General features: G+C 69.4%; 19 protein-coding genes. 10 read left to right on the top strand and 9 right to left on the bottom strand.

Annotation, left to right across the window (positions count from 1 at the left end; all coding sequences use genetic code 11):
- Nucleotides 1-80: 80 nt before the first annotated feature.
- Entirely contained in the window at nucleotides 81-842 is a 762-nt protein-coding gene (locus AC07PU_RS11100) for a glucose 1-dehydrogenase (RefSeq protein ID WP_093344831.1), read from the top strand.
- A gap of 3 nt (nucleotides 843-845) precedes the next feature.
- Here AC07PU_RS11100 and AC07PU_RS11095 read toward each other — a convergent pair whose 3' ends face one another.
- Entirely contained in the window at nucleotides 846-1256 is a 411-nt protein-coding gene (locus tag AC07PU_RS11095; protein ID WP_057597061.1) for an FKBP-type peptidyl-prolyl cis-trans isomerase, read from the bottom strand.
- Between the two features lie 130 nt (nucleotides 1257-1386).
- Between AC07PU_RS11095 and eat the strand changes: the two genes are divergently transcribed.
- The 6 genes from eat (at nucleotide 1387) to AC07PU_RS11065 (ending at nucleotide 7283) form a co-directional block, all read left to right on the top strand.
- Nucleotides 1387-2814 (top strand): ethanolamine permease, encoded by a 1428-nt coding sequence (gene eat, locus AC07PU_RS11090; protein WP_296782076.1) that lies wholly within the window; start codon nucleotides 1387-1389, stop codon nucleotides 2812-2814.
- A gap of 7 nt (nucleotides 2815-2821) precedes the next feature.
- Complete coding sequence (locus tag AC07PU_RS11085; RefSeq protein ID WP_495317462.1) at nucleotides 2822-4216, top strand: ethanolamine ammonia-lyase subunit EutB; 1395 nt, start codon at nucleotides 2822-2824, stop codon at nucleotides 4214-4216.
- Complete coding sequence (eutC, locus tag AC07PU_RS11080) at nucleotides 4213-5004, top strand: ethanolamine ammonia-lyase subunit EutC (RefSeq protein WP_495317460.1); 792 nt, start codon at nucleotides 4213-4215, stop codon at nucleotides 5002-5004. Before AC07PU_RS11085 ends, eutC begins: the two co-directional genes overlap by 4 nt.
- A gap of 32 nt (nucleotides 5005-5036) precedes the next feature.
- Entirely contained in the window at nucleotides 5037-5396 is a 360-nt protein-coding gene (locus AC07PU_RS11075) for a helix-turn-helix domain-containing protein (protein ID WP_495317458.1), read from the top strand.
- Nucleotides 5386-6642 (top strand): type II toxin-antitoxin system HipA family toxin, encoded by a 1257-nt coding sequence (locus AC07PU_RS11070; RefSeq protein WP_495317456.1) that lies wholly within the window; start codon nucleotides 5386-5388, stop codon nucleotides 6640-6642. The genes AC07PU_RS11075 and AC07PU_RS11070 overlap by 11 nt, the downstream gene beginning before the upstream one ends.
- A gap of 62 nt (nucleotides 6643-6704) precedes the next feature.
- On the top strand, nucleotides 6705-7283 hold the full coding sequence (locus AC07PU_RS11065; RefSeq protein ID WP_495317454.1) for a peroxidase-related enzyme: 579 nt from the start codon (nucleotides 6705-6707) through the stop codon (nucleotides 7281-7283).
- 16 nt (nucleotides 7284-7299) lie between these two features.
- Here AC07PU_RS11065 and AC07PU_RS11060 read toward each other — a convergent pair whose 3' ends face one another.
- Nucleotides 7300-9057, bottom strand: a complete 1758-nt coding sequence (locus AC07PU_RS11060) for a phosphoethanolamine transferase (protein ID WP_495317452.1) — start codon at nucleotides 9055-9057, stop codon at nucleotides 7300-7302.
- 57 nt (nucleotides 9058-9114) lie between these two features.
- Nucleotides 9115-9813 (bottom strand): phosphatase PAP2 family protein, encoded by a 699-nt coding sequence (locus AC07PU_RS11055; RefSeq protein ID WP_495317450.1) that lies wholly within the window; start codon nucleotides 9811-9813, stop codon nucleotides 9115-9117.
- A gap of 164 nt (nucleotides 9814-9977) precedes the next feature.
- Here AC07PU_RS11055 and AC07PU_RS11050 point away from each other — a divergent pair, with 164 nt between their 5' ends.
- Together AC07PU_RS11050 and AC07PU_RS11045 are read left to right on the top strand one after the other, a co-directional pair.
- Nucleotides 9978-10646 carry a winged helix-turn-helix domain-containing protein gene (locus tag AC07PU_RS11050; protein ID WP_093344845.1) on the top strand — a complete coding sequence of 223 codons (669 nt, stop codon included), beginning with the start codon at nucleotides 9978-9980 and terminating at the stop codon, nucleotides 10644-10646.
- Between the two features lie 3 nt (nucleotides 10647-10649).
- Nucleotides 10650-12014: a sensor histidine kinase gene (locus AC07PU_RS11045; protein WP_495317448.1), complete on the top strand. Its 1365-nt coding sequence runs from the start codon at nucleotides 10650-10652 to the stop codon at nucleotides 12012-12014.
- A gap of 16 nt (nucleotides 12015-12030) precedes the next feature.
- Here AC07PU_RS11045 and AC07PU_RS11040 read toward each other — a convergent pair whose 3' ends face one another.
- The 3 genes from AC07PU_RS11040 to AC07PU_RS11030 form a co-directional block, all read right to left on the bottom strand.
- A complete protein-coding gene (locus AC07PU_RS11040; RefSeq protein WP_093344850.1) occupies nucleotides 12031-12456 on the bottom strand; it encodes an acyl-CoA thioesterase in 426 nt (141 codons plus the stop codon).
- Nucleotides 12453-13283 (bottom strand): DMT family transporter, encoded by an 831-nt coding sequence (locus AC07PU_RS11035; protein WP_495318280.1) that lies wholly within the window; start codon nucleotides 13281-13283, stop codon nucleotides 12453-12455. The genes AC07PU_RS11040 and AC07PU_RS11035 overlap by 4 nt, the downstream gene beginning before the upstream one ends.
- Before the next feature lie 77 nt (nucleotides 13284-13360).
- Nucleotides 13361-14143: an SDR family oxidoreductase gene (locus AC07PU_RS11030; RefSeq protein ID WP_490878697.1), complete on the bottom strand. Its 783-nt coding sequence runs from the start codon at nucleotides 14141-14143 to the stop codon at nucleotides 13361-13363.
- A 139-nt stretch (nucleotides 14144-14282) separates the two neighbouring features.
- Between AC07PU_RS11030 and AC07PU_RS11025 the strand changes: the two genes are divergently transcribed.
- Nucleotides 14283-15986 carry an electron transfer flavoprotein-ubiquinone oxidoreductase gene (locus AC07PU_RS11025; protein ID WP_495317445.1) on the top strand — a complete coding sequence of 568 codons (1704 nt, stop codon included), beginning with the start codon at nucleotides 14283-14285 and terminating at the stop codon, nucleotides 15984-15986.
- Nucleotides 15987-16155: 169 nt separating this feature from the next.
- Here AC07PU_RS11025 and AC07PU_RS11020 read toward each other — a convergent pair whose 3' ends face one another.
- From AC07PU_RS11020 to AC07PU_RS11010, 3 genes are all read right to left on the bottom strand, one after another.
- Nucleotides 16156-17235 carry a hypothetical protein gene (locus AC07PU_RS11020; protein ID WP_296782083.1) on the bottom strand — a complete coding sequence of 360 codons (1080 nt, stop codon included), beginning with the start codon at nucleotides 17233-17235 and terminating at the stop codon, nucleotides 16156-16158.
- On the bottom strand, nucleotides 17232-18119 hold the full coding sequence (locus AC07PU_RS11015; RefSeq protein ID WP_495317442.1) for a 6-bladed beta-propeller: 888 nt from the start codon (nucleotides 18117-18119) through the stop codon (nucleotides 17232-17234). Before AC07PU_RS11015 ends, AC07PU_RS11020 begins: the two co-directional genes overlap by 4 nt.
- 349 nt (nucleotides 18120-18468) lie before the next feature.
- Nucleotides 18469-22122 carry a hydantoinase B/oxoprolinase family protein gene (locus AC07PU_RS11010; protein ID WP_495317440.1) on the bottom strand — a complete coding sequence of 1218 codons (3654 nt, stop codon included), beginning with the start codon at nucleotides 22120-22122 and terminating at the stop codon, nucleotides 18469-18471.
- Nucleotides 22123-22160 lie beyond the last annotated feature (38 nt).

The following is a 22160-nucleotide window of genomic DNA, read 5'->3' as shown; positions in this document are numbered from 1 at the left end:
TCTTGGTTGGCGCGGGGGTCGCGCCCAAACTTCCTTCCATCGTCAACGCCGCCTCGCGGCATCACACAAGGAAAGAAGTCATGTCCACCTCTTCGCTCAAGCTCGATGGAAAGATCGCCCTCGTCACCGGCGGCACCAGCGGCATCGGCCTGGCCACCGCGCAACGCTTCGTGGCCGAAGGCGCCCACGTCTTCGTCACCGGCCGCCGCCAGGCCGAACTCGACGCGGCCGTGAAAGCCATCGGCCGCAACGTCACGGGCGTGCTCGGCGACGTCTCGAAGCTCGACGACCTCGACCGCCTCTACGACACCATCCGCGCGCAGAAGGGCCGGCTCGACGTGCTGTTCGCCAACGCGGGCGGCGGCAGCCTGGTGCCGCTGGGCCAGATCACCGAGGAGCATTTCGACAAGACCTTCGGCATCAACGTGCGCGGCCTGCTGTTCACCGTGCAGAAGGCGCTGCCGCTGATGGGCAAGGGCTCGTCGATCGTGCTGAACGCCTCGATCACCAGCATCAAGGGCACGCCGGCCTTCAGCGTCTACAGTGCGACCAAGGCCGCGGTGCGCAGCTTCGCGCGCAGCTGGGCCGTGGACCTGAAGGACGCCGGCATCCGCGTCAACGCGGTGAGCCCGGGCGTGGTGCCGACCCCGGCCTACGAGCTACTGGGCCTCACGCCCGAGCAGGTCGAGGGCTTCATCGAATCGCAGGCCCAGGCCATTCCGCTGGGCCGTGTCGGCACGCCCGACGAGATCGCCAAGGCCGTGGTGTTCCTGGCCTCGGACGACAGCAGCTTCGTGAACGCCACCGAGTTGTTCGTCGATGGCGGCATGGCGCAGATCTGAAGCTCAGCGCTTGGTGACCGAGATCAGTTCGATCTCGAAGTTCAGCGTGGCGTTGGGCGGAATCACGCCGCCCGCGCCGCGCGAACCGTAGGCGATCGACGGCGGGCAGGTCAGCTTGGCCTTGCCGCCCGGCTTCATCTTCTGCACGCCCTCGGTCCAGCACGGGATCACGCCGTTGAGCGGGAACTCGGTGGGCTCGTTGCGCTTGTAGGAGCTGTCGAACTCCTTGCCCGAATCGGGGAAGGTGCCGCGGTAGTGCACCTTGACCACGTCGGTCGCGGCCGGCGAGGCGCCCGTGCCTTCCTTGAGCGACTGGTAGATCAGGCCGCTGGCCGTGGTGACGGGCGCGGACTGGGCCCACGCGGCGGACACGGCGCAGAAGGACACGAGAGCGGCACAGAACAGGGACTTCACGGGATACCTCGAGGGAATGGTGGGAAAGGGCCGATTATGGCCAGCGCGCATGAAGCGCCGAAGCCGGCGATGGAACGGCCCTTGCTTCGCGGCGGGGGTACTGTCAACATCGCCCGAGAGAGGAACTCCCATGCCTTCCACCGAAGCCACGCCCGCGGCGCCCTCCCCCGGCGGCAGCGGCCATCTGAAGAAAGTGCTCGGTCCGCTGCAGCTCTGGGGCATCGCGGTCGGCCTCGTGATCTCGGGCGAGTACTTTGGTTGGAGCTACGGCTGGAACACCGCCGGCACGCTCGGCTTCCTGGTCGCCACGGTGCTGGTGGCGACGATGTACACCACCTTCATCTTCAGCTTCACCGAACTCTCGACCGCCATCCCGCACGCCGGCGGTCCCTTCGCCTACGCGCGCCGCGCCTTCGGCCCGCACGGCGGCTTCGTGGCCGGCTTCGCCACGCTGATCGAGTTCGTGTTCGCGCCGCCGGCCATCGCGCTGGCGATCGGCGCCTACCTCAACGTGCAGTTCCCGGGCATCAACCCGAAGTGGTTCGCGCTCGGCGCCTACGTGATCTTCATCGGCCTCAACTGGATCGGCATCGGCATCGCCGCGGCCTTCGAACTGTTCGTCACCGTGCTCGCGATCTTCGAGCTGCTGGTGTTCATGGGCGTGGTCACGCCGGGCTGGTCGATGGCCAATTTCGTGGCCAACGGCTGGGCCGGCGGCAGCGTGCTGAACGGCGCGGCCATCGCGGGCATCTTCGCCTCGATCCCGTTCGCGATCTGGTTCTTCCTCGCGATCGAGGGCGCGGCCATGGCGGCCGAGGAAGCGCGCGATCCGCACCGCACGATCCCGATCGCCTACACCACCGGCATCGTCACGCTGGTGGTGCTCGCCTTCGGCGTGATGATCTTCGCGGGCGGCGTGGGCGACTGGCGCAAGCTCGCCAACATCAACGACCCGCTGCCGCAGGCCATGAAGGCCGTGGTGGGCGACAACAGCGGCTGGCTGCACATGCTGGTGTGGATCGGCCTGTTCGGGCTGATCGCCTCCTTCCACGGGATCATCATGGGCTACTCGCGCCAGATCTTCGCGCTGGCGCGCGCGGGCTATCTGCCGCGCTACTTCGCGGGCCTGAGCCCGCGCTTCGACACGCCGCACCGCGCGCTGCTGGCCGGCGGCGTCGTCGGCGTGGTGGCGATCTTCAGCGACGAGTGGGTGCAGTTCGGCGGCCAGACGCTCACGGCCAACATCGTGACCATGGCCGTGCTCGGCGCGATCGTGATGTACCTGGTCTCGATGGCCGCGCTGTTCAGGCTGCGCCGCACCGAGCCCGCGCTGCCGCGCAGCTACCGCGCGCCCTTCTACCCGGTGTTTCCCGCCATCGCGCTGGGCCTGGGCCTGGTGTGCCTGGGCGCGATGGTGTGGTTCAACCCGATGCTCACTTTGCTGTTCCTGGTGCTGATGGCGCTGGCCTACGGCTACTTCCTCGCGACCTCGGCGCAGCGCAACGCGGCCGCGCCCGACGAGATGCTGTCGGCGCCCACCTCCACGCCCGCCGCCTGATCGAACGATGCGCTACCGCACCACCATCGCCGGCCAGGGCTTTTCCTTCGACGACCTGCGCCAGGTCATGGCCGCGGCCAGTCCCGCGCGCTCGGGCGACTACCTCGCGGGCATCGGCGCGGCCACCGCGCAGCAGCGCATGGCCGCGCGCCACGTGCTGGCCGACACGCCGCTCGCGCAGTTCCTCAACGAGGCGCTGATCCCCTACGAGAGCGACAACATCACGCGGCTGATCATCGACGGCCACGATGCCCGGGCCTTCGCGCCGGTCTCGCACCTCACGGTCGGCGACTTCCGCAACTGGCTGCTGTCGGAGCAGGCGGACACCGCGGCGCTCACGGCCCTCGCGCCGGGCCTCACGCCCGAGATGGTGGCGGCGGTGTCGAAGCTCATGCGCAACCAGGACCTGGTCTCGGTCGCGAAGAAGTGCAACGTGGTCACGCGCTTTCGCGACACCATCGGCCTGCCCGGCCACCTCGCGGTGCGGCTGCAGCCCAACCACCCCACCGACGACCTGCGCGGCGTGGCCGCCTCCACGCTCGACGGCCTGCTCTACGGCGCGGGCGACGCGGTGATCGGCCTGAACCCGGTGTCCGACAGCCTGCCGGTGCTCGGTCGCCTCCTGCACATGCTCGACGAACTGATCCAGCGCTTCGAGATTCCCACCCAGAGCTGCGTGCTCACGCACGTCACCAACACGCTGCGGCTGGCCGAGGTCGGCGCGCCGGTCGACCTGGTGTTCCAGTCGATCGCGGGCACCGAGAAGGCCAACCTCTCGTTCGGCGTCACGCCCGAGCTGCTGGCCGAGGCCCACGACGCCGCGCAGTCCCTGCAGCGCGGCACCGTCGGCGACAACCTCATGTACTTCGAGACCGGCCAGGGCAGCGCGCTGTCGGCCAATGCCAACTTCGGCGTCGACCAGCAGACCTGCGAAGTGCGCGCCTATGCGCTGGCGCGCCGCTACAAGCCGCTGCTCATCAACACCGTGGTCGGCTTCATCGGCCCCGAGTACCTGTACGACGGCAAGCAGATCATCCGCGCCGGCCTCGAGGACCACTTCTGCGGCAAGCTCATGGGCCTGCCGATCGGCTGCGACATCTGCTACACCAACCATGCCGAGGCCGACCAGGACGACATGGACAACCTGCTGGTGCTGCTGGGCACCGCGGGCATCAACTTCATCATGGGCATCCCGGGCGCCGACGACGTGATGCTCAACTACCAGAGCACCTCGTTCCACGACGCGCTGTTCCTGCGCCAGACCCTGGGCCTGAAGCGCGCGCCCGAGTTCGAGGCCTGGCTGCAGCGCATGCAGATCACCGATGCGGCGGGGCGGATCGCGCCGCCCTCCTCCAACCGGCTGCTGGCCGGCATGGGCGCCCTGTCGGCGCTGTCTTCATGAGCGACGCCGTCACGCCCAACCCTTGGGGCCAGTGGCGCTCGGCCACGCCCGCGCGGCTCGCGCTGGGCCGCGCCGGCGCCGGCATGCCGACCGACGAGACGCTGCGCTTCGGCTGGGCCCATGCGATGGCGCGCGATGCGATCCATGCGGCGCTCGACGTCGATGCGCTCGAAGCCGTGCTGCGGCACGACGGCTGGCAGGCCACGCGCGCACGCAGCCGCGCCGAGGACCGCGCCACCTACCTGCGGCGGCCGGACCTGGGGCGGCAACTCGATGCCGGCGATGCGGACCGGTTGCGCGCCGACGTCGACGGATCGGCCGATGTCTGCATCGTGATCGGCGACGGCCTGTCCTCGCTCGCGGTCGCGCGCCATGCGGCGCCGCTGCTCGCTGCGCTGCGCCCCCACCTGCCGCCCGATACCCGCTTCGCCCCGGTCGTCATCGCGACCCAGGCGCGCGTCGCGCTCGCCGACGAGGCGGCCGAGCTGTTCGGCGCCACGCTCTCGGTGATGCTGATCGGCGAACGGCCCGGCCTCAGCTCGCCCGACAGCCTCGGCATCTACCTGACCCACGCGCCCCGCAAGGGCCGCCACGATGCCGAGCGCAACTGCATCTCGAACGTGCGGCCCGAAGGTCTGTCGTACGAACTCGCGGCCTTCAAGCTGGCCTGGCTGATGCGCGAGGCGCTGCGGCGCGGGCTCAGCGGCGTGGAGCTCAAGGACGAGAGCGATCTGGCGGTGCTGGAGGCGGGTGTCGAACCAGCCGGACGCCTGGACAAGCGCCCCTAGAATCATCAATATAATGGCTGTTAAATCACTTAATGGCCATTTTATTGATGCCAAGGCAAAGCAAGAGCCTCTCCGCACTGCCGTCCCGGACGCTGGCGCCGCTGGCACGCCTCGGCGAACGATTGCGCGCCCATCGGTTCCAGCGCGAATGGACGGTGGCCGAGGCCTCGGAGCGCCTGCTGTGTTCGCCCACGACCCTGCGCGCGCTCGAAGCCGGCAAGCCGGGCACGAGCATCGGCCTGCTCGCTCACGCACTGTGGCTCTTCGGTGAGATCGATACGCTCGACGCGCTGGCGCCGGCGCCCTCCGGGCTGACCGCCCAGCGCCGGGTCCGCAGGCCGGCTTCGCGACCCGTGGCCGGCACCATCGCCGAGGACGAACGTGACTTCTGAATCCGAGGCTCCTGCCGAGCGCGGCATCTATGTCGGCCTGGCCCGGCGCACCGGCGACGCGGTGCAGCCGGCCGGCCTGATGAAGCTCGCCCGCCGCGGCGTGGTCGAAGGCGGTGAATTCGCCTACGGACGGCGCTACCTGCAGGAGCCCGACGCCGCGCCGCTGAATCCCGAGCACCTGGCGCTGCGCGCGGCGCCTTTCGTCCTGCCCGAGCGCCGGGTCCGCGACGGCGGTGCGATGCCGCTCACGCTGCGCGATGCGCTGCCCGACAGTTGGGGCCGCAAGGTGCTGGAGATCCGCCAGGGCCGGCCGCTGTCCGACGTCGATGCCTTGCTGCTGACCAACGAGGACCGCATCGGCGCGATGGTGTTCTCGGAATCCCTGCCCATCCGCAGCGACGAGCCGCCCTCCACGCTGGGGTCGCTCGAAGAACTCGCCGAAGCGTCGCGCCGCATCGAAGCGGGCCTGGACATCGGCGACGACATGCTGCGCTTGCTGCGCGGCGGCAGCCTGGGCGGCGCCCGGCCGAAGGCCCCCTTCGCGCATGACGGCAGGCGCTTCATCGCCAAGTTCGCGTCCCGCGGCGACGACCACGATGTCGAGGTGATCGAGGCCGCGACGCTGTGGCTGGCCGCCACCTGCGGCATCGACGTGCCGTCGTTCCTGTTGCAGCCGCTCACGGTGGGCCATGCCCTGCTGGTCGAGCGATTCGACCGCGCGGGGCCGCTGCACGACGAACGCCGCTTCCACTATCTCTCCGCCTCGGCATTGCTCGACGTGCCGTACGAATCGAGCGCGGGCAGCTATGTGGAGTTCGCGCAATGGCTGCGGCGCAACTCCGCCAGCCCGCGGGAGGACCTGCTGGAGCTGTTCCGCCGCATGGTCTTCAACCTGGCCGTGGGCAACAGCGACGATCACGTGAAGAACCACGGCGCGCTGCGCGACCCCGAAGGAGGCTGGCGGCTGGCGCCGGCTTTCGACCTCGTGATGCAGCTCGGCGTCCACACCGGCTACCAGGAGCTGGCGATCCTCCCCGGCCGGCATGCGTCGAGCCTCGAACTCGCCCGGCAGGCGGCACCGCAGTTCGGCCTCGATGCGATCGAGGCCGAAGCCGTGATCGAACGCATCGGCGATACCGTTGCGCTGCAGGCAGCCGCCGGCGTGGAATCGGCGGGCGGCAACCGCGCGCTGACGGAGCGGGTGAAGGACTTCATCGCGCAGCAGGCCACCCGTATCGCCGCCTGAGCGCGCCTGCCTATGATGGAGCGCATTGCGACCACCAGATCCGCAAGCCCACCGGAGACACCATGACCACCCGCTACCCCCTCGCCGAACTCACCGACCTGCCCGAAGACATCCGCACCGCCATCCTCGCGGTGCAGGAGAAGGCCGGCTTCGTGCCCAACGTGTTCCTCGCGCTCGCGCGCCGGCCCGCCGAATGGCGCGCCTTCTTCGCTTACCACGACGCGCTGATGCTCAAGGAGGAAGGCTCGCTGACCAAGGGCGACCGCGAGATGATCGTGACCACGACCAGCGCGGCCAACCAGTGCCTCTACTGCGTGGTGGCGCACGGCGCGCTGCTGCGCATCTACGAGAAGAAGCCGCTGGTGGCAGACCAGGTGGCCGTGAACTACCGCAAGGCCGACATCACGCCGCGCCAGCGCGCGATGCTCGACTTCGCGATGAAGGTCTGCGAACGCTCGCACGAGATCGACGACAGCGACTTCGCGCCGCTGCACGCGCACGGCTTCGACGACGAGGACATCTGGGACATCGCGGCCATCACCGCCTTCTTCGGGCTCAGCAACCGGCTCGCGAGCTTCAGCGGCATGCAGCCGAATCCCGAGTTCTTCCTGATGGGACGGCTGCCGCGCGAAAAGAAATAAGCGGCGCGGCCGACGCTCAGGCCGCGCCGCCCTTGCGGCAGGTGGCCAGCGCATCGAGCGCGGGCTTGTAGGTCGGCGTGTTCACGTCCATCAGGCCCAGCACCGTGTGATAGAGGTTGTCGTGCGTGAGCGGCGCATCGAGGCCGGCCTCCATGCACGGGCGCGACAGCTTGCGGCGCTCGCTCAGGCCGGCGCTGAACCAGGTGACCATGGGCACGTGCTTCTGCGCCTCGGGCGCGAAGCTGTAGGGCACGCCGTGCAGGAACAGGCCGAACTCGCCCAGCGACTCGCCATGGTCGCTCACGTAGAGCAGGCCCGGGTCGTACTGCTTCGACTGGCCCTTGAGCCAGTCGATGGTGCGGCCGAGGAAGCGGTCGGTCTGCGCGATCGAGTTGTCGTAGACGTTCATCAGCTCGGTATGGCCGCACTCGGCGAGCGCATTGGTCTTGCACTCGGGCTGGAAGCGCTTCATGTCGGCGCCCGAGCGCTTGTAGTAGGCGGGCCCGTGGCTGCCCATCTGGTGCATCACCAGCACCACGCCCTTGGCGCGGCGCTCCGCCGGCAGCGCGGCGATGCGCGCATCGAGGCCCTCGAGCATCACGTCGTCGAGGCACTCCTCGCCGTCGCACAGCGCGCTCTTGGTGGCCGGCGGCAGGTTGTCCAGGGCCGAGGCATTGGGAATGCGGGTACAGACGTCCTTGCAGCCGGCCTGGTTGTCGAGCCAGAACACGGCCAGCCCGGCGGCCTGCAGCACGTCGACCAGGTTCTCGTAGTCGTCCTTGCGCGATTCGTAGCCCTGCTTGCCCAGCGGCGAGAACATGCAGGGCACCGAGGCCAGCGTGTTGGTGCCGCAGGAATACACCGTGCGGTAGCTCAGCACGTCGCGCTTCGCGAGTTCGGGCGTGGTGTCGCGCGCATAGCCGTTGAGGCCGAAGTGGTCGGCGCGCGCGGTTTCGCCCACCACCACCACGAACAGCGGCGGCTTCTGCTGGGCCGCGTAGCTGGCCCCCAGTGAAGTGCCCGCGGTGATCGGGATCAGCTTGCCGCTGCGCTTGAACAGCGGCTTGATGAACACCGCGCCGGTCGAGTAGAGGCTCGCGATCGGGTTCATCATGTAGCGCAGGTGCACGTTGTTGCGCATCAGCGGCGCCAGCTGCCGGTTCATGGCCACGGCCGCGACCAGCGCGACGGCCACCGCGAGCACCAGCAGCACGGCGTTGCGCCACAGCTGCGAGATCCAGCGCATCGGCGCGATGCGCGCGAACCACAGCACGACGGTGACCGGCGCGATCACCACCAGCAGGTTGAAGCCCATGCGCCAGCTCAGCAGGTCGCGCGCCTCGTTGGGATCGGTCTGCAGCACGTTGGCGATCATGGTCGGGTCCATGACCACGCGGTACTCGAGCATGTAGTGCTGCACCAGCGCCGCCAGCACGGCCACCGCCAGCCACAGCGGCTTCATCCAGCGGGTCCAGGCGGTGAACGAGAGCATCGCCACCGTGCCACAGAAGCTCAGCAGGCTCATCGCGGCGATGGTCGGCAGGTAGGTGCTGGGCGCGCCGCCGATGCGGGCCAGTTCGTTCCATAGCGGCCAGTTGGCGGCCAGGCCCAGGTACAGGGCCAGCCACAGCACCATCTGGCGGGCCGATCGCGGCCGCTCCAGCCATTGACGCACCGCCTCCCAAGGGGTTTCGGACGCGGGGCCCGACGAGGATTCGGAGATCGAGGGGAGGCCGGACCGGAGCGGCGCGGGCTCTATGCGCGTGACAGACATGCGACAAATGTAGGAAGCGGGCCTGAAAGGAGCCTGAACTTGCAGTTCAGGCAGCGTTCAGGCTTGCTGCAACGCAACAACATCCGTCGAGCGGCGAGCGCGACGGATCACCGTGTCGATGGCGAGGCCCACCGTCCAGCAGACCCAGCCGCTCCAGAGCGTGTGGCTCATGTAGTGGGCGCCGCGCAGTTGCTGCGTCACGCCGAGCAGCAGGCCGCCGACCAGGGCCGCAGCCAGCCAGGCCAGCGCGATGCGGGGGGCGACGCGCCGCAGCACGAAATAGCCGCCGAGGTAGGCGAAGGCGGTGGACGCATGGCCGGCCGGGAAGCAGCCGCCCGGGCCGCCGTCGCGCACGCCCCAGGACCAGTGCGAGACGTAGTGCGCCATGCCGCCGAACTCCTGCAGGTCCCAGGGGCAGCTGGTGTGGCTCGCGTGCTTGAGCAGGCTGACGGCGAACACCGAGGCCAGCACCGTCAGCGCCAGCTGCGCGCGGCTCGCGCGGTCGAGCCGCCGCAGGAAGCCCACGGGCCAGCGGATCGCGAGGAACAGCGCGATCAGCAGCGCCCAGCTCAGGTTCTTGGCGCCGGTGTGCATCACGTGGACCAGGAACGGGTTCTCGCGCAGCGGAAAACCCATCGGCGTGCCCATCCAGCGCGCCAGCGGCAGGTCGGCCCCGGCGGCATCCCAGAGCAACAGCAGCGCAAACGAGATCAGGGTCCAGGCGCCCAGGCGAAGGTTCGGGATACGGCGGGTCATCGAAGCAAAAGCGGCCATCGGCAAAAATAGGGGCCAGCCTAGGCCGTGCGAATGAACCGGGGCTGAAGCCACCTGAACCGAAGCTGAAGCCGGCTGAGCGGAAGCTGACCGCGGCCCGGACGCTAGACTGCGGCTTTCCCACCGAATCCGAGGAGTGCCACCGCGTGCGCATACTGCTGGTCGAAGACGATGTGGCGCTGGCGGATGCCGTCTGCGGCTACCTGCTGGCCAAGGCCTTCGTGGTCGACGTGGCGCCCAGCCTCGCCGATGCGCGCGGCGCGCTGCTCTCGGTGCAGTACGCGGCGGTGCTGCTCGACCTGCATCTGGGCGACGGCGACGGCCTCTCGCTGCTGCCCCAGGTGCGCGCGCTGCGCGAACCGCCGATCGTCATCGTGCTGACCGCGCGCGACCAGGTCACCGACCGCATCCGCGGCCTCGATGCCGGCGCCGACGACTACCTGATCAAACCCTACGACCCGGCCGAGCTGCTGGCGCGGCTGCGCGCGGTGGAACGCCGGCGCAGCGCGGGCAACTCGCCGGTGCTGCAGCTGGGCACGCTCGAGATCGACATCGCGCACGACCGCGTGCGCCGCGACGGCCAGCCGGTGACGTTGACGCAGAAGGAATGGGCGCTGCTGCGCGTGATGGCCACGCGGCCCGAGCGCATCCACACGCGCGAGAACCTGGCCGATGCGCTCTACGGCTTCGGCGACGAGGCCGACAGCAACACGCTCGAGGTCTTCATCAGCCGGCTGCGGCGCAAGCTCGGTCGCAGCCACATCCAGACCCTGCGCGGGCTCGGCTACCGGCTCTCGGCCGACGAGGAGGAATAGCCGATGACCGAAGCGGCGGCACCTCGCGTGCGCAGCGAGCGCGACACCCTGGCCGGCCGGCTCACGCGCACGCTGATCCTGTGGGTCGGCGGCGTCTGGCTGCTGTGCGTGTTCGCGGTGGTCTGGTACGTGGACCGCGAGATCAACCACAACTTCGACAACGAACTGGTCGAGGTCTCGCACCGCATGTTCGCGATGGCGGTGCAGGAGCTCGAGAAGCTGCAGCACCCGGGCCAGGAGCCGCCGCGCGCGCCGCTGATCGCGCCCAAGCAGCTGTTCTCGGAGGACGCGGTGATCTACCAGATCGTCGACCTGCACGAGCACGTGCTGCTGCGCTCGGCCGAGGCGCCCGAGGACACCTTCGACGTGCCGCTGGCCGCCGGCTTCGCGAACAACCCGAACTGGCGCATCTACACCGTGCGCCATCCCACGCTGGGCCTGTTCTTCCAGGTGGCCGATCCGCTCGACGAGCGCCGCCGCGCGCTCAACCGCACGCTGTTCGGCCTGATCATCCCGCTCGGCGCGGTGCTGCCGCTGCTGGCGCTGGTGCTGCGCAACGTGGCGCGCACCGAGCTGCGCGTGCTGCAGCAGCTCACCGGCGAGATCGAGAAGCGCAGCGGCGCCGACCTGCGCCCGATCGCCCTGCCCAACCTGCCGCGCGAGCTGCGCACCGTGGGCGACCACGTCAACCTGCTGCTGGAGCGCCTGTCGCATTCGCTCGACGTGGAGCGCGCGCTCGCGGCCAATGCCGCGCACGAGCTGCGCACGCCGCTGGCGGCCGCGCGGCTGCGGCTGCAGACCGCGCTCGAGCACGACCTGCAGCGCAACGACGTGCAGGCCGCGCTCGATGCGCTGCGCACCCTGAGCCACCGCGCCGAGAAGCTGCTGCAGCTCTCGCGCGCCGAATCGGGCGCCTCGCTCGCGCGCGCGCGGGTCGACCTGGTACAGCTGGCCGGCACGGTGGCGCAGGAGTTCTGGCAGGACCCGCAGCATGCCGAGCGCCTCGCGCTCAAGGTGCCCGACAGCGTGGCGCCGGTGGCCCTGGGCGACGTCGACGCGCTCGCGATCGCGCTGCGCAACCTGGCGGAGAACGCGCTGCGCTACGGCGGCGACGGCCGCGTGGTGATCGAGGTGATGGCGCCCTGCGTGCTCGCGGTGCGCGATGCCGGTCCGGGCGTCAGCGCCGAGCAGCTCGCGACCCTGCGCGAGCGCCATGTGCGCCACAGCTCCGACCGCGCCGGCTACGGGCTCGGCATCTCGATCGTGAGCACCATCGTCGAGAAGCATGGCGCGAAGCTCGAGCTGGCCTCGCCGCCGCCCGGTGCGGCCCAGGGCTTCGAGGCGCGGATCGTGCTGCGGCCGGCCTGAAGGCCGGCGCCCGCGCTCAGTCGCCGCTGACCAGCGCGCGCAGCCAGTCGGGCAGCGCCAGCGCCTTCTGCTTCGGGAAGTCGACCCAGATCGTGGTCGCGCCGCCCGCGGCGCAGATCACATCGGGCTGGTCGGCACGCGCCATCGTGGCCCAGCTCTCGAAGGTGGTGCGGCCCGGATCGCTCACGTACATCTTGAGCAGCACGTTGCCCGGGTACTCGATCTGGCGGTAGAAGTTGCAGAAGGCGTTCACGATCACCATGCCCTCGCCGCCGGGCTCGGGCTCGAAGCCGATCGAATGCATCCAGTCGATGCGCGCGGTCTCGAGGTAGCGGAAGTAGGTGCCGTTGTTGAGATGGCCCATCGCGTCCATGTCGCCCCAGCGGATCGGGATCGACATTTCGTAGACCAGTTTCTTCTTCTCGGGGATTTCGATTCTCATCGGTGGGCCTTGATCGAGGCGAGGATGCCGAGGACGAACAGCAGCGCCGCCACCAGCTCGGTGGCCTGCGGCCAGCGGCCGTCCCAGACGAAGGAATAGACCAGCGCGAACAGCGTCTCGCTCACGATGAGCTGGCCGCAGAGGCTGGCCGACAGCCGCTGGCTCGCGATGTTCCAGAGGATGGTGGCGAGCCACGAGGAGCCGAAGCCGCCCGCGAGCGCCAGCACGACGAACAGCAGGCCGTCGGGCTGGGCCTGCAGCGCCGCGAGGTCGCTGCCGGCCGCGAGCCACAGGCCGATGGCGCCCAGGCCGGTGGCGATGCCGAGCCAGTTGGCCCAGTCGGCCGCGTGGATCTCGGTGTGGCGCTGCAGCCAGGCCGCGTTGAGCAGGCCGTAGACGGTCCAGCTCGCCATCGCGCCGAGCGAGAGCACGATGCCCCAGGCGAAACGCCCGCCGCCGTGCGCGCCGCCCTGCTGCGCCGACCATGCGCCCCAGATCATCAGCGCGATGCCGGCGCCGGTGAGCAGCAGGCCGGGCAGCAGCGCTGCCATGCGCAGACCCGGCGGGCGGCCCAGCAGCATCATCCAGACCGGGATGGTGCCGATGATGAGGCTGGGCACCTCGGTGCCGGCGGCCACGATGCCGAAGGCCAGCAGCAGGTAGTAGCCGCTGAAGCCCAGCACGCTGAGGCCGAGCGCGGCCAGCGCCTGACGGTCCGTGGGCCAGCGCTGCGCCGCGGGCCGCGCGAACACGGCCAGCGCCGACACGGCGCCGAAGACGGCGAAGCGCGCCGAGACGATGTCGACCATGGCGAAGTGCCCGACCATGCGCGGCACGACGAACACCAGCCCCCAGAGCGCCCCCGCGCCCAGGCCGGCCGCGACCCCGAACCAGGCGCGCGGGCTCAGAGTGCGAACCCGTCGTCGGCGGCGATCACGGCGCCGTTCACGAAATGGCTCTCGCCACTGGCCAGCAGCACGATCAGGCCGTCGAGGTCCTCGGGCTTGCCCACGCGCTTGCGCGGCAGCATGCTCACGAGCTTGGCGCCGCCCTCGGTGCTCCAGTGCGATTCGTTGATCTCGGTCTCGATGTAGCCCGGGCACAGCGCGTTGACGTTGATGCCGAAGCGGCCCCATTCGAGCGCCATGGCCTTGGTCATCTGGATCAGCGCGGCCTTGCTCATGGCGTAGACGCCGATCTGCGGCAGCACCTTGAGCCCGGCCACCGAGGCGATGTTGATGATGCGCCCGCCGATGTAGGTGCCCGGCGCCGCGCCCTTGGCGCGCGCCAGCATGCGCTTGCCGACCTCCTGCGCGACGAAGAAGGAGCCCTTGAGGTTGGCGTCGAAGATGAAGTCGTAATCTTCGGGCGTCACGTCCTGCAGCCGCTGGGTGGTGCTCACGCCCGAGTTGTTGACCAGCACGTCGATGGCGCCGACCTCGGTCTCGGCGCGGGCCACCGCGGCCTTGATGCTGGCTATGTCGGTCACGTCGAGCTCGACCACGTGGGCGTCGCCGCCCTCGCCCTGGATGCGCGCGCGCAACTCCTTGAGCTTGTCGACGCGCCGGCTCGCGAGCACCACGGCGGCACCAGCGCGCGCCAGCGTTTTCGCGAACTGCGCGCCGAGGCCGCTCGAGGCGCCGGTGACGAAGGCCACGCGGCCCGAGAGATCGATGCTGTACGCCATGGAGTGCTGTTCCTGTGGAGTCGCGAAGGCGACGTGAAAACACGGGCGACACGCCCCGCGGGGGCGGCCCGTGGCGCCCGCATAAAATGCCCGGCAGCCACGAAGCGCCAGTGCCTCCCATCATATCGACGAGACCCCCATGACCCACGACGAAATCCTTGCCCAGTACGGTCCCCGCGAAGCCATGGAGTACGACGTCGTCGTCGTCGGTGGCGGGCCGGCCGGACTCTCGACCGCGATCCGCTTGAAGCAGCTCGCCGCCCAGCACGAGAAGGAGGTCTCGGTCGTGGTGCTCGAGAAGGGCTCGGAGCCCGGCGCCCACATCCTGTCGGGCGCCATCATGGACCCGCGCGCGCTCAACGAGCTGCTGCCCGACTGGAAGGAACTCGGCGCACCGCTGAACCAGCCCGTGACCGACGACGCGATGGTGTTCCTCGGCGAGAAGGCCAGCCTGCGCACGCCCAACGCCTTCCTGCCCGACTGCTTCCAGAACCACGGCAACTACATCATCAGCCTCGGTGCCTTCACCAAGTGGCTGGCGCAGCAGGCCGAGAACCTCGGCGTCGAGATCTTCCCGGGCTTCCCGGCCGCCGAGGTGCTCTACGACGAGAAGGGCGCCGTGCGCGGCGTCGCCACCGGCAACATGGGCGTCGGCAAGGACGGCGAGCCGACCGAGAACTTCCAGCTCGGCATGGAGCTGCTGGGCAAGTACACGGTGTTCGCCGAGGGCGCGCGCGGCCACCTGGGCCGCCAGCTGATCGCCAAGTTCAAGCTCGACGAGGGCAAGGATCCGCAGACCTACGGCCTGGGCGTCAAGGAAGTCTGGGAGATCGATCCCAAGCGCCACGAGCCCGGCTTCGTGCTGCACACGGCCGGCTGGCCGATGAAGAGCGACACCTACGGCGGCGCCTTCCTCTATCACATGGAGGACAACAAGGTCACGATGGGCTTCATCACGGGCCTGGACTACAGCAACCCGTACCTGAGCCCGTTCGAGGAAATGCAGCGCTGGAAGCTGCACCCCAACATCCGCTGGTATCTCGAAGGCGACGAGGCCAAGGGCATCAAGCCCGCCAAGCGCATCGGCTACGGCGCGCGCGCGATCACGGCCGGCGGCCTGCAGTCGCTGCCCAAGACGGTGTTCCCGGGCGGCGCGCTGGTCGGCTGCGAGGCCGGCTACCTCAACGTGAGCCGCATCAAGGGCAGCCACGCCGCGATCAAGACCGGCATGCTGGCCGCCGAGGCCGCCTTCGACGCGCTGCAGGCCGGCCGCCAGCACGACGAGCTCACGGCCTACCCGGCGGCCTTCGAGAAGAGCTGGCTGCATGCCGAACTCAAGAAGGCGCGCAACTTCAAGGCCTGGTTCAAGAAGGGCCTGCTGGTCGCAACGCTGATGAACGGCATCGAGCAGTGGCTGCTCAAGGGCAACATCCCCTGGACGCTGCGCCGCACCAAGCCCGACCACCAGTATCTGAAGCCGGCCTCGGAATGCCAGCCGATCGCCTACCCCAAGCCCGACGGCAAGCTCACCTTCGACCGGCTCTCGAGCGTGTTCATCAGCAACACCAACCACGAGGAACAGCAGCCGGCCCACCTGACGCTGAAGGACGCGTCGGTGCCGGTCAACGTCAACCTCGCGAAGTTCGCGGGCCCCGAGAGCCGCTACTGCCCGGCGGGCGTATACGAGTTCGTGCCCGACGAAGGCAGCGCGGGCAAGCAGCGGCTGCAGATCAACGCGCAGAACTGCGTGCACTGCAAGACCTGCGACATCAAGGATCCGACGCAGAACATCGTGTGGGTCACGCCTGAAGGGGGCGGTGGGCCTAACTACGTGGGGATGTAAGGTCTGCGTCTTTGGGCCCTCTTCGGAGGGCCTTTATGTTTCTTGTCCGGGGCGCGTGCACAGGACAGCGGGTACTTCCCTCCGCGAATGTCCCCCGGCCTTCGGCCTCCTCCTTTATTTCGCTGCGGGAAGCACCCACTGCCCTGTGCACGAGGAAGCGCCGTCGGGGTCACACGAGGTACGTGGCTACCTCTTCGGCCGTGAGGAAGCGCACCAGGCTCACTTGCGGCTTCTGTTCTGAGTGGAAGTTTTGGTTGAAACCGTTCCAGCCGCGCGCGGGCTTGTCTTCGGTCTCCAGCGCGACGAGCACCAGCCGTCCCTGCCGGCGTGCGTTCTCGCGCAAAGTGCCTTCACCCCAGGCCCAGGCCATGCGGTCGACGAGTTCACCACCGGCATAGGCCTTGGCCTGCAGCCAGAGGTACTGCGCCGAGTCGCTGTCGCGCGGCTCGTCATCGGCGCCGAGACGATCGGCCAGCGGCTGCCGGATGCCCAAGGTCTCGGCATGCTCGCTGAACAGGTCCTGCAACAGCGAGAAGGCGTGGAAGTTGTTGTTGATGCCGTGGGCGCGCACGATCATTCCGGCGTTCGAAGCGGGCAGCAGCACGACCAGTTCGTCCTCGTAGGCCATCTGGGCGGCGCGGTGCAGGAAATGCAGTTCCTCGAAGGGCAAGGTGTCGTTGACCGACAACGCCTCGATGCGCGCGCGCAGCGCCTCGTCGGCCAGCAGTTCGCGATGGTTGCGGACGTCGCGCATCAGCATCGCCATCAGCGGCAGCACCAGCAAATCGACCGCCTGCCGGCTCGCCTCGACCTGCAGGCGCTCGGCCGGCGGCAGCGCCTCGAGCGCGGCTTCGGCGGCGCGCCAGGCGAGGACGTCGGCCGGTTCCTCCTCGGGCGCTTCCTCTTCTTCATCGTCCTCCATCGGCTCCGCGGCGCAATAGGGTGCGAGCGATGCGAGCAGTTGGGCCAGGCGCCGCAGCGCCGCCGGAAACAGCAGCCGCGGATCGGCACCGTTCTCCACCAGCCCGCCGCAGAGGATCGCGAACAGCGCGGCGCGCAGCGGATGCAGTTCGGGCAGTAGCGCGGCCGCGGCCTGCAGCACCTCGTCGCCCGTGCCTTCCTTCACCGTGGCGCGGTAGAAGTCGGACACCGCATCGCGGTCGTAGAAGCTCGCCTGCGCATCGAGGTCGTCCTCGTGCAGCACGGGCAGGCGCAGAACGTCGAGAAAATCCTGAGGCAACGCTTTCATGCACGAGAGCGTAGCGCAGCCGCCCCCGCCGGCCCGATGCGTTCGTACTTGGTCACGCAATGCATGCCGTGCCCCTGCTCGGCCACGAACAGGCTGCCATCGGCCGCGCCCCACAGGCCATGGCCATACACGCCGAAAGTGCGAAAGCGCCCCAGCACCGCGCCCGAGAGATCGAGCCGGCTCACGCGCGGCGCCTGCTCGGTCACGAACACCTCGCTGCGGTTCGACCAGATGTCCATCGGCCGCAAGAGTCCCGTCCACTGCGTCAGATAGCGCCCCGCGCGGTCGAAGAGCTGGATGCGGTCGTTGTCGCGGTCGCACACGGCCACGCGGTCATCGGACAGCACCCACACGCCATGCGGCGTCGAGAACTCTCCGGGCCCCTGCCCCACGCCGCCCCAGGTCTGCAGATGCCGCCCCTCGGCCGAGAAGCGATGGACGCAGGCATTGCCATAGCCATCGCTCACATAGATCTCGCCGTCGGGCGCAACCGCCACGTCGGTCGGATGATTGAACGGCGCACCCCAGCGCGGCGCATTGAAGTGGCCGAGTTCGAAACGCGTTTCGAGCGCGGCATCGAGCGCCAGCACCTGATGGGCGTCGTACGACACGAGGTAGACGTTGTCGGCCCCATCGATGAAGAGACCGTGGCCGCTGGTGAGCCTGGGGTTTTCGTAGACCGTGTCGAGCTCGCCATCGGGTCCGTAGATCAGCAGTTGCGGTGCCGAGCGCTGCAGCACGAACACGCGGCCGCGGCTGTCGAGCGCCAACTGGCTGATCACACCGACATTGCCTCGTGGTGAAGGCTTCTGCCAGGGGCGCACCATTTGGTAGTCCGACTGGCCGTCGGTCATGAAGAAATCTGGTGCTTCGTTGGCTGGCATGGGGATCCTTGCTGGGTCTTGCAAGCGTAGGGGCGCTGCTCCATCGCGTCCAACCAGTTTTTCTGTTGGCTTGGGGGTGGTTTTTCTTGTTGAGGTTCGGGGCGCGTGCACAGGACAGCGGGTACTTCCCTCCGCGAATGTCCCCCGCCTTCGGCTCCTCCTTGATTTCGCTGCGGGAAGCACCCACTGCCCTGTGCACGGGGGCACTCGGGTTGTGCCGGCCGATCAGGCGCTGCGCGTCTAGCGCGCGTCGATGGGGTACTCCCCGCAGCGAAATAAAGGAGGAGGCCGCAGGCCGGGGGACATTCGCGGAGGGGAGTACCCCGTCGGCGCGCGCCCGCCCCCAACCTCAACCCAAAGCGCCCCAACCGCCCCCACCGGGCGTCTCGATCACGAACACATCCCCCGCTTCCATCTGAACCTGCCCGATGTGATCAAGCGCTTCGACACTCCCATCAGCCCGCTCCACGCGATTGACCCCCACCACCCCTGCTTCGCCACCAGAGCCACCGAACGCACCATGGTGCCGCCCATTGCTGAGGATCGAAGCCGTCATCGGTGCCAGGAACCGAACCCGCCGCACCCCTCCATCGCCACCACGCCAGCGCCCCGCGCCACCCGACCCCGAACGCAGGCTGTAGCTGTCGAGCCGCACCGGGTAACGGAACTCCAGCACCTCCGGATCGGTGAGCCGCGAATTGGTCATGTGGGTCTGGACCACGCTCGTGCCGTCGAAGCCTTCGCCCGCGCCCGAACCGCCCGAGATGGTCTCGTAGTACTGGTGCGCGCCGTCGCCGAAGGTGAAGTTGTTCATCGTGCATTGGCTCGCCGCCATCACGCCGAGCGCACCGTAGAGCGCATTGGTCACGCAGCTCGAGGTTTCGACGTTGCCGGCCACCACCGCCGCGGGCGGCAGCGGGTTCAGCATGCAGCCGCTGGGCACGATCACCTCGATCGGCTTCAGGCAACCCGCGTTGAGCGGGATGTCGTCGTCAACCAGCGTGCGAAACACATACAGTACCGCCGCCATCGTGATCGCGCGCGGCGCATTGAAGTTGTTCGGCAACTGCGCGCTCGTGCCGCTGAAATCCACCGTCGCCGAGCGTGCCGCCGCATCGACCTTCACGCGCACCTGGATGCGCGCGCCGTTGTCCAGCGGCAGCACGAACTCGCCGTCCTTCAACGCCGTGATCACGCGCCGCACCGACTCCTCGGCGTTGTCCTGCACGTGGCCCATGTAGGCCGCCACCGTCTCGCGGCCGAACTGCGCCACCATGGCCTGCAGTTCCTGCACGCCCTTCTCGTTGGCCGCGATCTGCGCACGCAGGTCGGCCAGGTTCTGCTCGATGTTGCGCGAGGGATGCGCGCCGCCGCCGAGCAATGCGCGGAGTTCGACCTCGCGCAGCCGGCCGCCCTCCACCAGCTTGAAGTTGTCGATCAGCACGCCCTCCTCGCCGATGGTCTTCGAGAACGGTGGCATCGAGCCCGGCGTGATGCCACCCACGTCGGCATGGTGGCCGCGCGAGGCCACGTAGAACGAGGGCCGCGCATCGGCCGCGTCGAGGTAGACGGGCGTCACCACCGTGATGTCGGGCAGGTGCGTGCCGCCGTGGTAGGGGTCGTTGAGCACGAACACGTCGCCGGGCTTCATGTCGGGGTTGCAGGCGATCACGGTCTTGATCGACTCGCTCATCGAGCCCAGGTGCACCGGCATATGCGGCGCGTTGGCGATCAGGTTGCCCTCGACGTCGAACAGCGCGCACGAGAAATCGAGCCGCTCCTTGATGTTGACCGAGTAGGCCGTGTTCTGCAGCCGCAGCCCCATCTGCTCGGCGATGTTCATGAAGAGGTTGTTGAAGACCTCGAGCATCACCGGGTCGGCGCGCGTGCCGATCGCGTGGCTGGTGGCGCGCTCGCGCACGCGGTGCAGCTCCACGCCGTCGGCCGTGGCACGTGCCTGCCAGCCGGGTTCGACCACCGTGGTGGCGTTGCGGCCGGCCAGGATCGCCGGGCCGTCGACCACCGCGCCGGGGCACAGCGCGGCCTCGTCGAACAGCGCGGCGTCGCGCCAGCCCGCGGCGGCTTCGTCGGCCTCGCAGTACATGCGCACGGCCGCGAGCGACTCGGGCACGTGCGACTCGGCCGTGCCGGCCGCGGCCGCGGCGCGCGTGCGCTCGCCCGCGCCCACCGCCTCGACCGCCACTGCCTCGATCACCAGCGCGCGCTCGCTCATCAGGAACGCGAAGCGCCGACGGTAGGCCTGCTCGAATTCGTCGCGCATCGCGGCGATGGCTTCGGCGGCCGGCGTGTCCATCGGCAGCGCGCAGGGCAGCGCGGTGTCGGTGCCCTCGTAGCGCAGCTGCACGCGATGCAGCACCTCGATCGCGGCCTCCGCCACGCCCTGCCCGCGCAGTTCCTCCACGGCCTGCCCGGCCAGGCCGATGGCGGCCTCGCGCGCCTCGGCCAGGCCCGCCGCGTCGAGCCGGCACTCGAGCGCGCGCTCGCGCAGCGCCAGCTGGTCGGCCAGGCCCATGCCGAAGGCCGAGAGCACGCCCGCCAGCGGATGCAGGTAGACACTGCGCATGCCCAGCGCATCGGCCACCAGGCAGGCATGCTGGCCGCCCGCGCCGCCGAAGCACTGCAGCGTGTATTGCGTGACGTCGTAGCCGCGCGCCACCGAGATCCGCTTGATCGCATTGGCCATGCTCGCCACCGCGATGCGCAGCGCGCCGCTCGCGACTTCCTCGGCACCAACCGCGCGGCCCGTGGCCTCGGTCATGCGCCGTGCCATCGCGGCGAAGCCGCGCTCGGCCGCGTCGCGGTCCAGCGGCTGGTCGGCGCCCGGGCCGAACACCTGCGGGAAATGCGCGGGCTGGATCTTGCCGAGCAGCACGTTGGCGTCGGTGGTGGTCAGCGGGCCGCCGCGGCGGTAGCTCGCGGGGCCGGGATTGGCGCCGGCCGACTCGGGTCCGACGCGCAGCCGCGCGCCGTCGAAGGAGACGATCGAGCCGCCGCCGGCCGCCACCGTGTGGATGCTCATCATCGGCGCGCGCATGCGCACGCCGGCCACCTGAGTCTCGAACGAGCGCTCGAACTCGCCCGCGTAGTGCGACACGTCGGTCGAGGTGCCGCCCATGTCGAAGCCGATCACGCGCGCATGGCCGGCATCGAGCGCGGTGCGCACCATGCCGACGATGCCGCCGGCCGGGCCCGAGAGGATCGCGTCCTTGCCCTGGAAGCGGTTCGCCTGCGTGAGCCCGCCCGAGCTCTGCATGAAGAACAGCGGCACGCCCGGCATCTGCTGCGACACCTGCTCGACATAGCGGCGCAGGATCGGGCTCAGGTAGGCGTCGACCACCGTCGTGTCGCCGCGCGGCACCAGCTTCATCAGCGGGCTGGTCTTGTGCGACACCGACACCTGCGTGAAGCCGATGGCGCGCGCGATGCCTTCGGCCGCGAGCTCGTGCGCCGTGTGGCGCCAGCCGTGCATGAAGACGATGGCGCAGGCGCGCAGGCCCTCGTCGAAGGCGGCCTGCAGCTGCGCGCGCAGCGGCGCCTCGTCGAGCGCCTGCACGGTGCCGCCCTGCGCATCGATGCGCTCGTCGGCCTCGATCACGCGCCGGTACAGCAGCTCGGGCAGCACGATGCGGCGGTCGAACAGGCGCGGCCGCGCCTGGGTGGCGATGCGCAGCGCATCGCGGAAGCCCTTCGTCGTGACCAGCACCGTGGGCTCGCCCTTGCGCTCGAGCAAAGCGTTGGTGGCCACCGTGGTGCCCATCTTCACGCACTCCACGCGCTCGGGCGTCACGGCCTCGCCCGGTGCCAGCTTCAGCAGCCGGCGGATGCCCTCGACGGCCGCGTCGCGGTACTGCTCGGGGTTCTCCGACAGCAGCTTGAGCGTGTGCAGGCCGCCTTCGGGATCGCGGCCCACGAGGTCGGTGAAGGTGCCGCCGCGGTCGATCCAGAACTGCCAGCGGGACGGGAGAAGGGTTTGCGTGGTCATGGGGAACAAGGATAGGTGTTCGCGAGGAAAAAAGCGGA

The sequence above is a fragment of the Variovorax sp. GW821-FHT10D07 genome (genome assembly GCF_059415325.1).
This window is presented reverse-complemented; position numbering and strand designations above follow the sequence as displayed.

What these genes read in the sequence shown, in the direction of transcription:
- AC07PU_RS11035 (WP_495318280.1), bottom strand. Translation starts at nt 13,283, where the DNA reads ATGGTCGGGCACTTCGCCATGGTCGACATCGTCTCGGCGCGCTTCGCC.
- AC07PU_RS11025 (WP_495317445.1), top strand. Translation starts at nt 14,283, where the DNA reads ATGACCCACGACGAAATCCTTGCCCAGTACGGTCCCCGCGAAGCCATG.
- AC07PU_RS11055 (WP_495317450.1), bottom strand. Translation starts at nt 9,813, where the DNA reads ATGACCCGCCGTATCCCGAACCTTCGCCTGGGCGCCTGGACCCTGATC.
- AC07PU_RS11075 (WP_495317458.1), top strand. Translation starts at nt 5,037, where the DNA reads ATGGCCATTTTATTGATGCCAAGGCAAAGCAAGAGCCTCTCCGCACTG.
- AC07PU_RS11100 (WP_093344831.1), top strand. Translation starts at nt 81, where the DNA reads ATGTCCACCTCTTCGCTCAAGCTCGATGGAAAGATCGCCCTCGTCACC.
- AC07PU_RS11040 (WP_093344850.1), bottom strand. Translation starts at nt 12,456, where the DNA reads ATGAGAATCGAAATCCCCGAGAAGAAGAAACTGGTCTACGAAATGTCG.
- AC07PU_RS11060 (WP_495317452.1), bottom strand. Translation starts at nt 9,057, where the DNA reads ATGTCTGTCACGCGCATAGAGCCCGCGCCGCTCCGGTCCGGCCTCCCC.
- AC07PU_RS11020 (WP_296782083.1), bottom strand. Translation starts at nt 17,235, where the DNA reads ATGAAAGCGTTGCCTCAGGATTTTCTCGACGTTCTGCGCCTGCCCGTG.
- AC07PU_RS11030 (WP_490878697.1), bottom strand. Translation starts at nt 14,143, where the DNA reads ATGGCGTACAGCATCGATCTCTCGGGCCGCGTGGCCTTCGTCACCGGC.
- eutC (WP_495317460.1), top strand. Translation starts at nt 4,213, where the DNA reads ATGAGCGACGCCGTCACGCCCAACCCTTGGGGCCAGTGGCGCTCGGCC.
- eat (WP_296782076.1), top strand. Translation starts at nt 1,387, where the DNA reads ATGCCTTCCACCGAAGCCACGCCCGCGGCGCCCTCCCCCGGCGGCAGC.
- AC07PU_RS11085 (WP_495317462.1), top strand. Translation starts at nt 2,822, where the DNA reads ATGCGCTACCGCACCACCATCGCCGGCCAGGGCTTTTCCTTCGACGAC.
- AC07PU_RS11065 (WP_495317454.1), top strand. Translation starts at nt 6,705, where the DNA reads ATGACCACCCGCTACCCCCTCGCCGAACTCACCGACCTGCCCGAAGAC.
- AC07PU_RS11015 (WP_495317442.1), bottom strand. Translation starts at nt 18,119, where the DNA reads ATGCCAGCCAACGAAGCACCAGATTTCTTCATGACCGACGGCCAGTCG.
- AC07PU_RS11045 (WP_495317448.1), top strand. Translation starts at nt 10,650, where the DNA reads ATGACCGAAGCGGCGGCACCTCGCGTGCGCAGCGAGCGCGACACCCTG.
- AC07PU_RS11010 (WP_495317440.1), bottom strand. Translation starts at nt 22,122, where the DNA reads ATGACCACGCAAACCCTTCTCCCGTCCCGCTGGCAGTTCTGGATCGAC.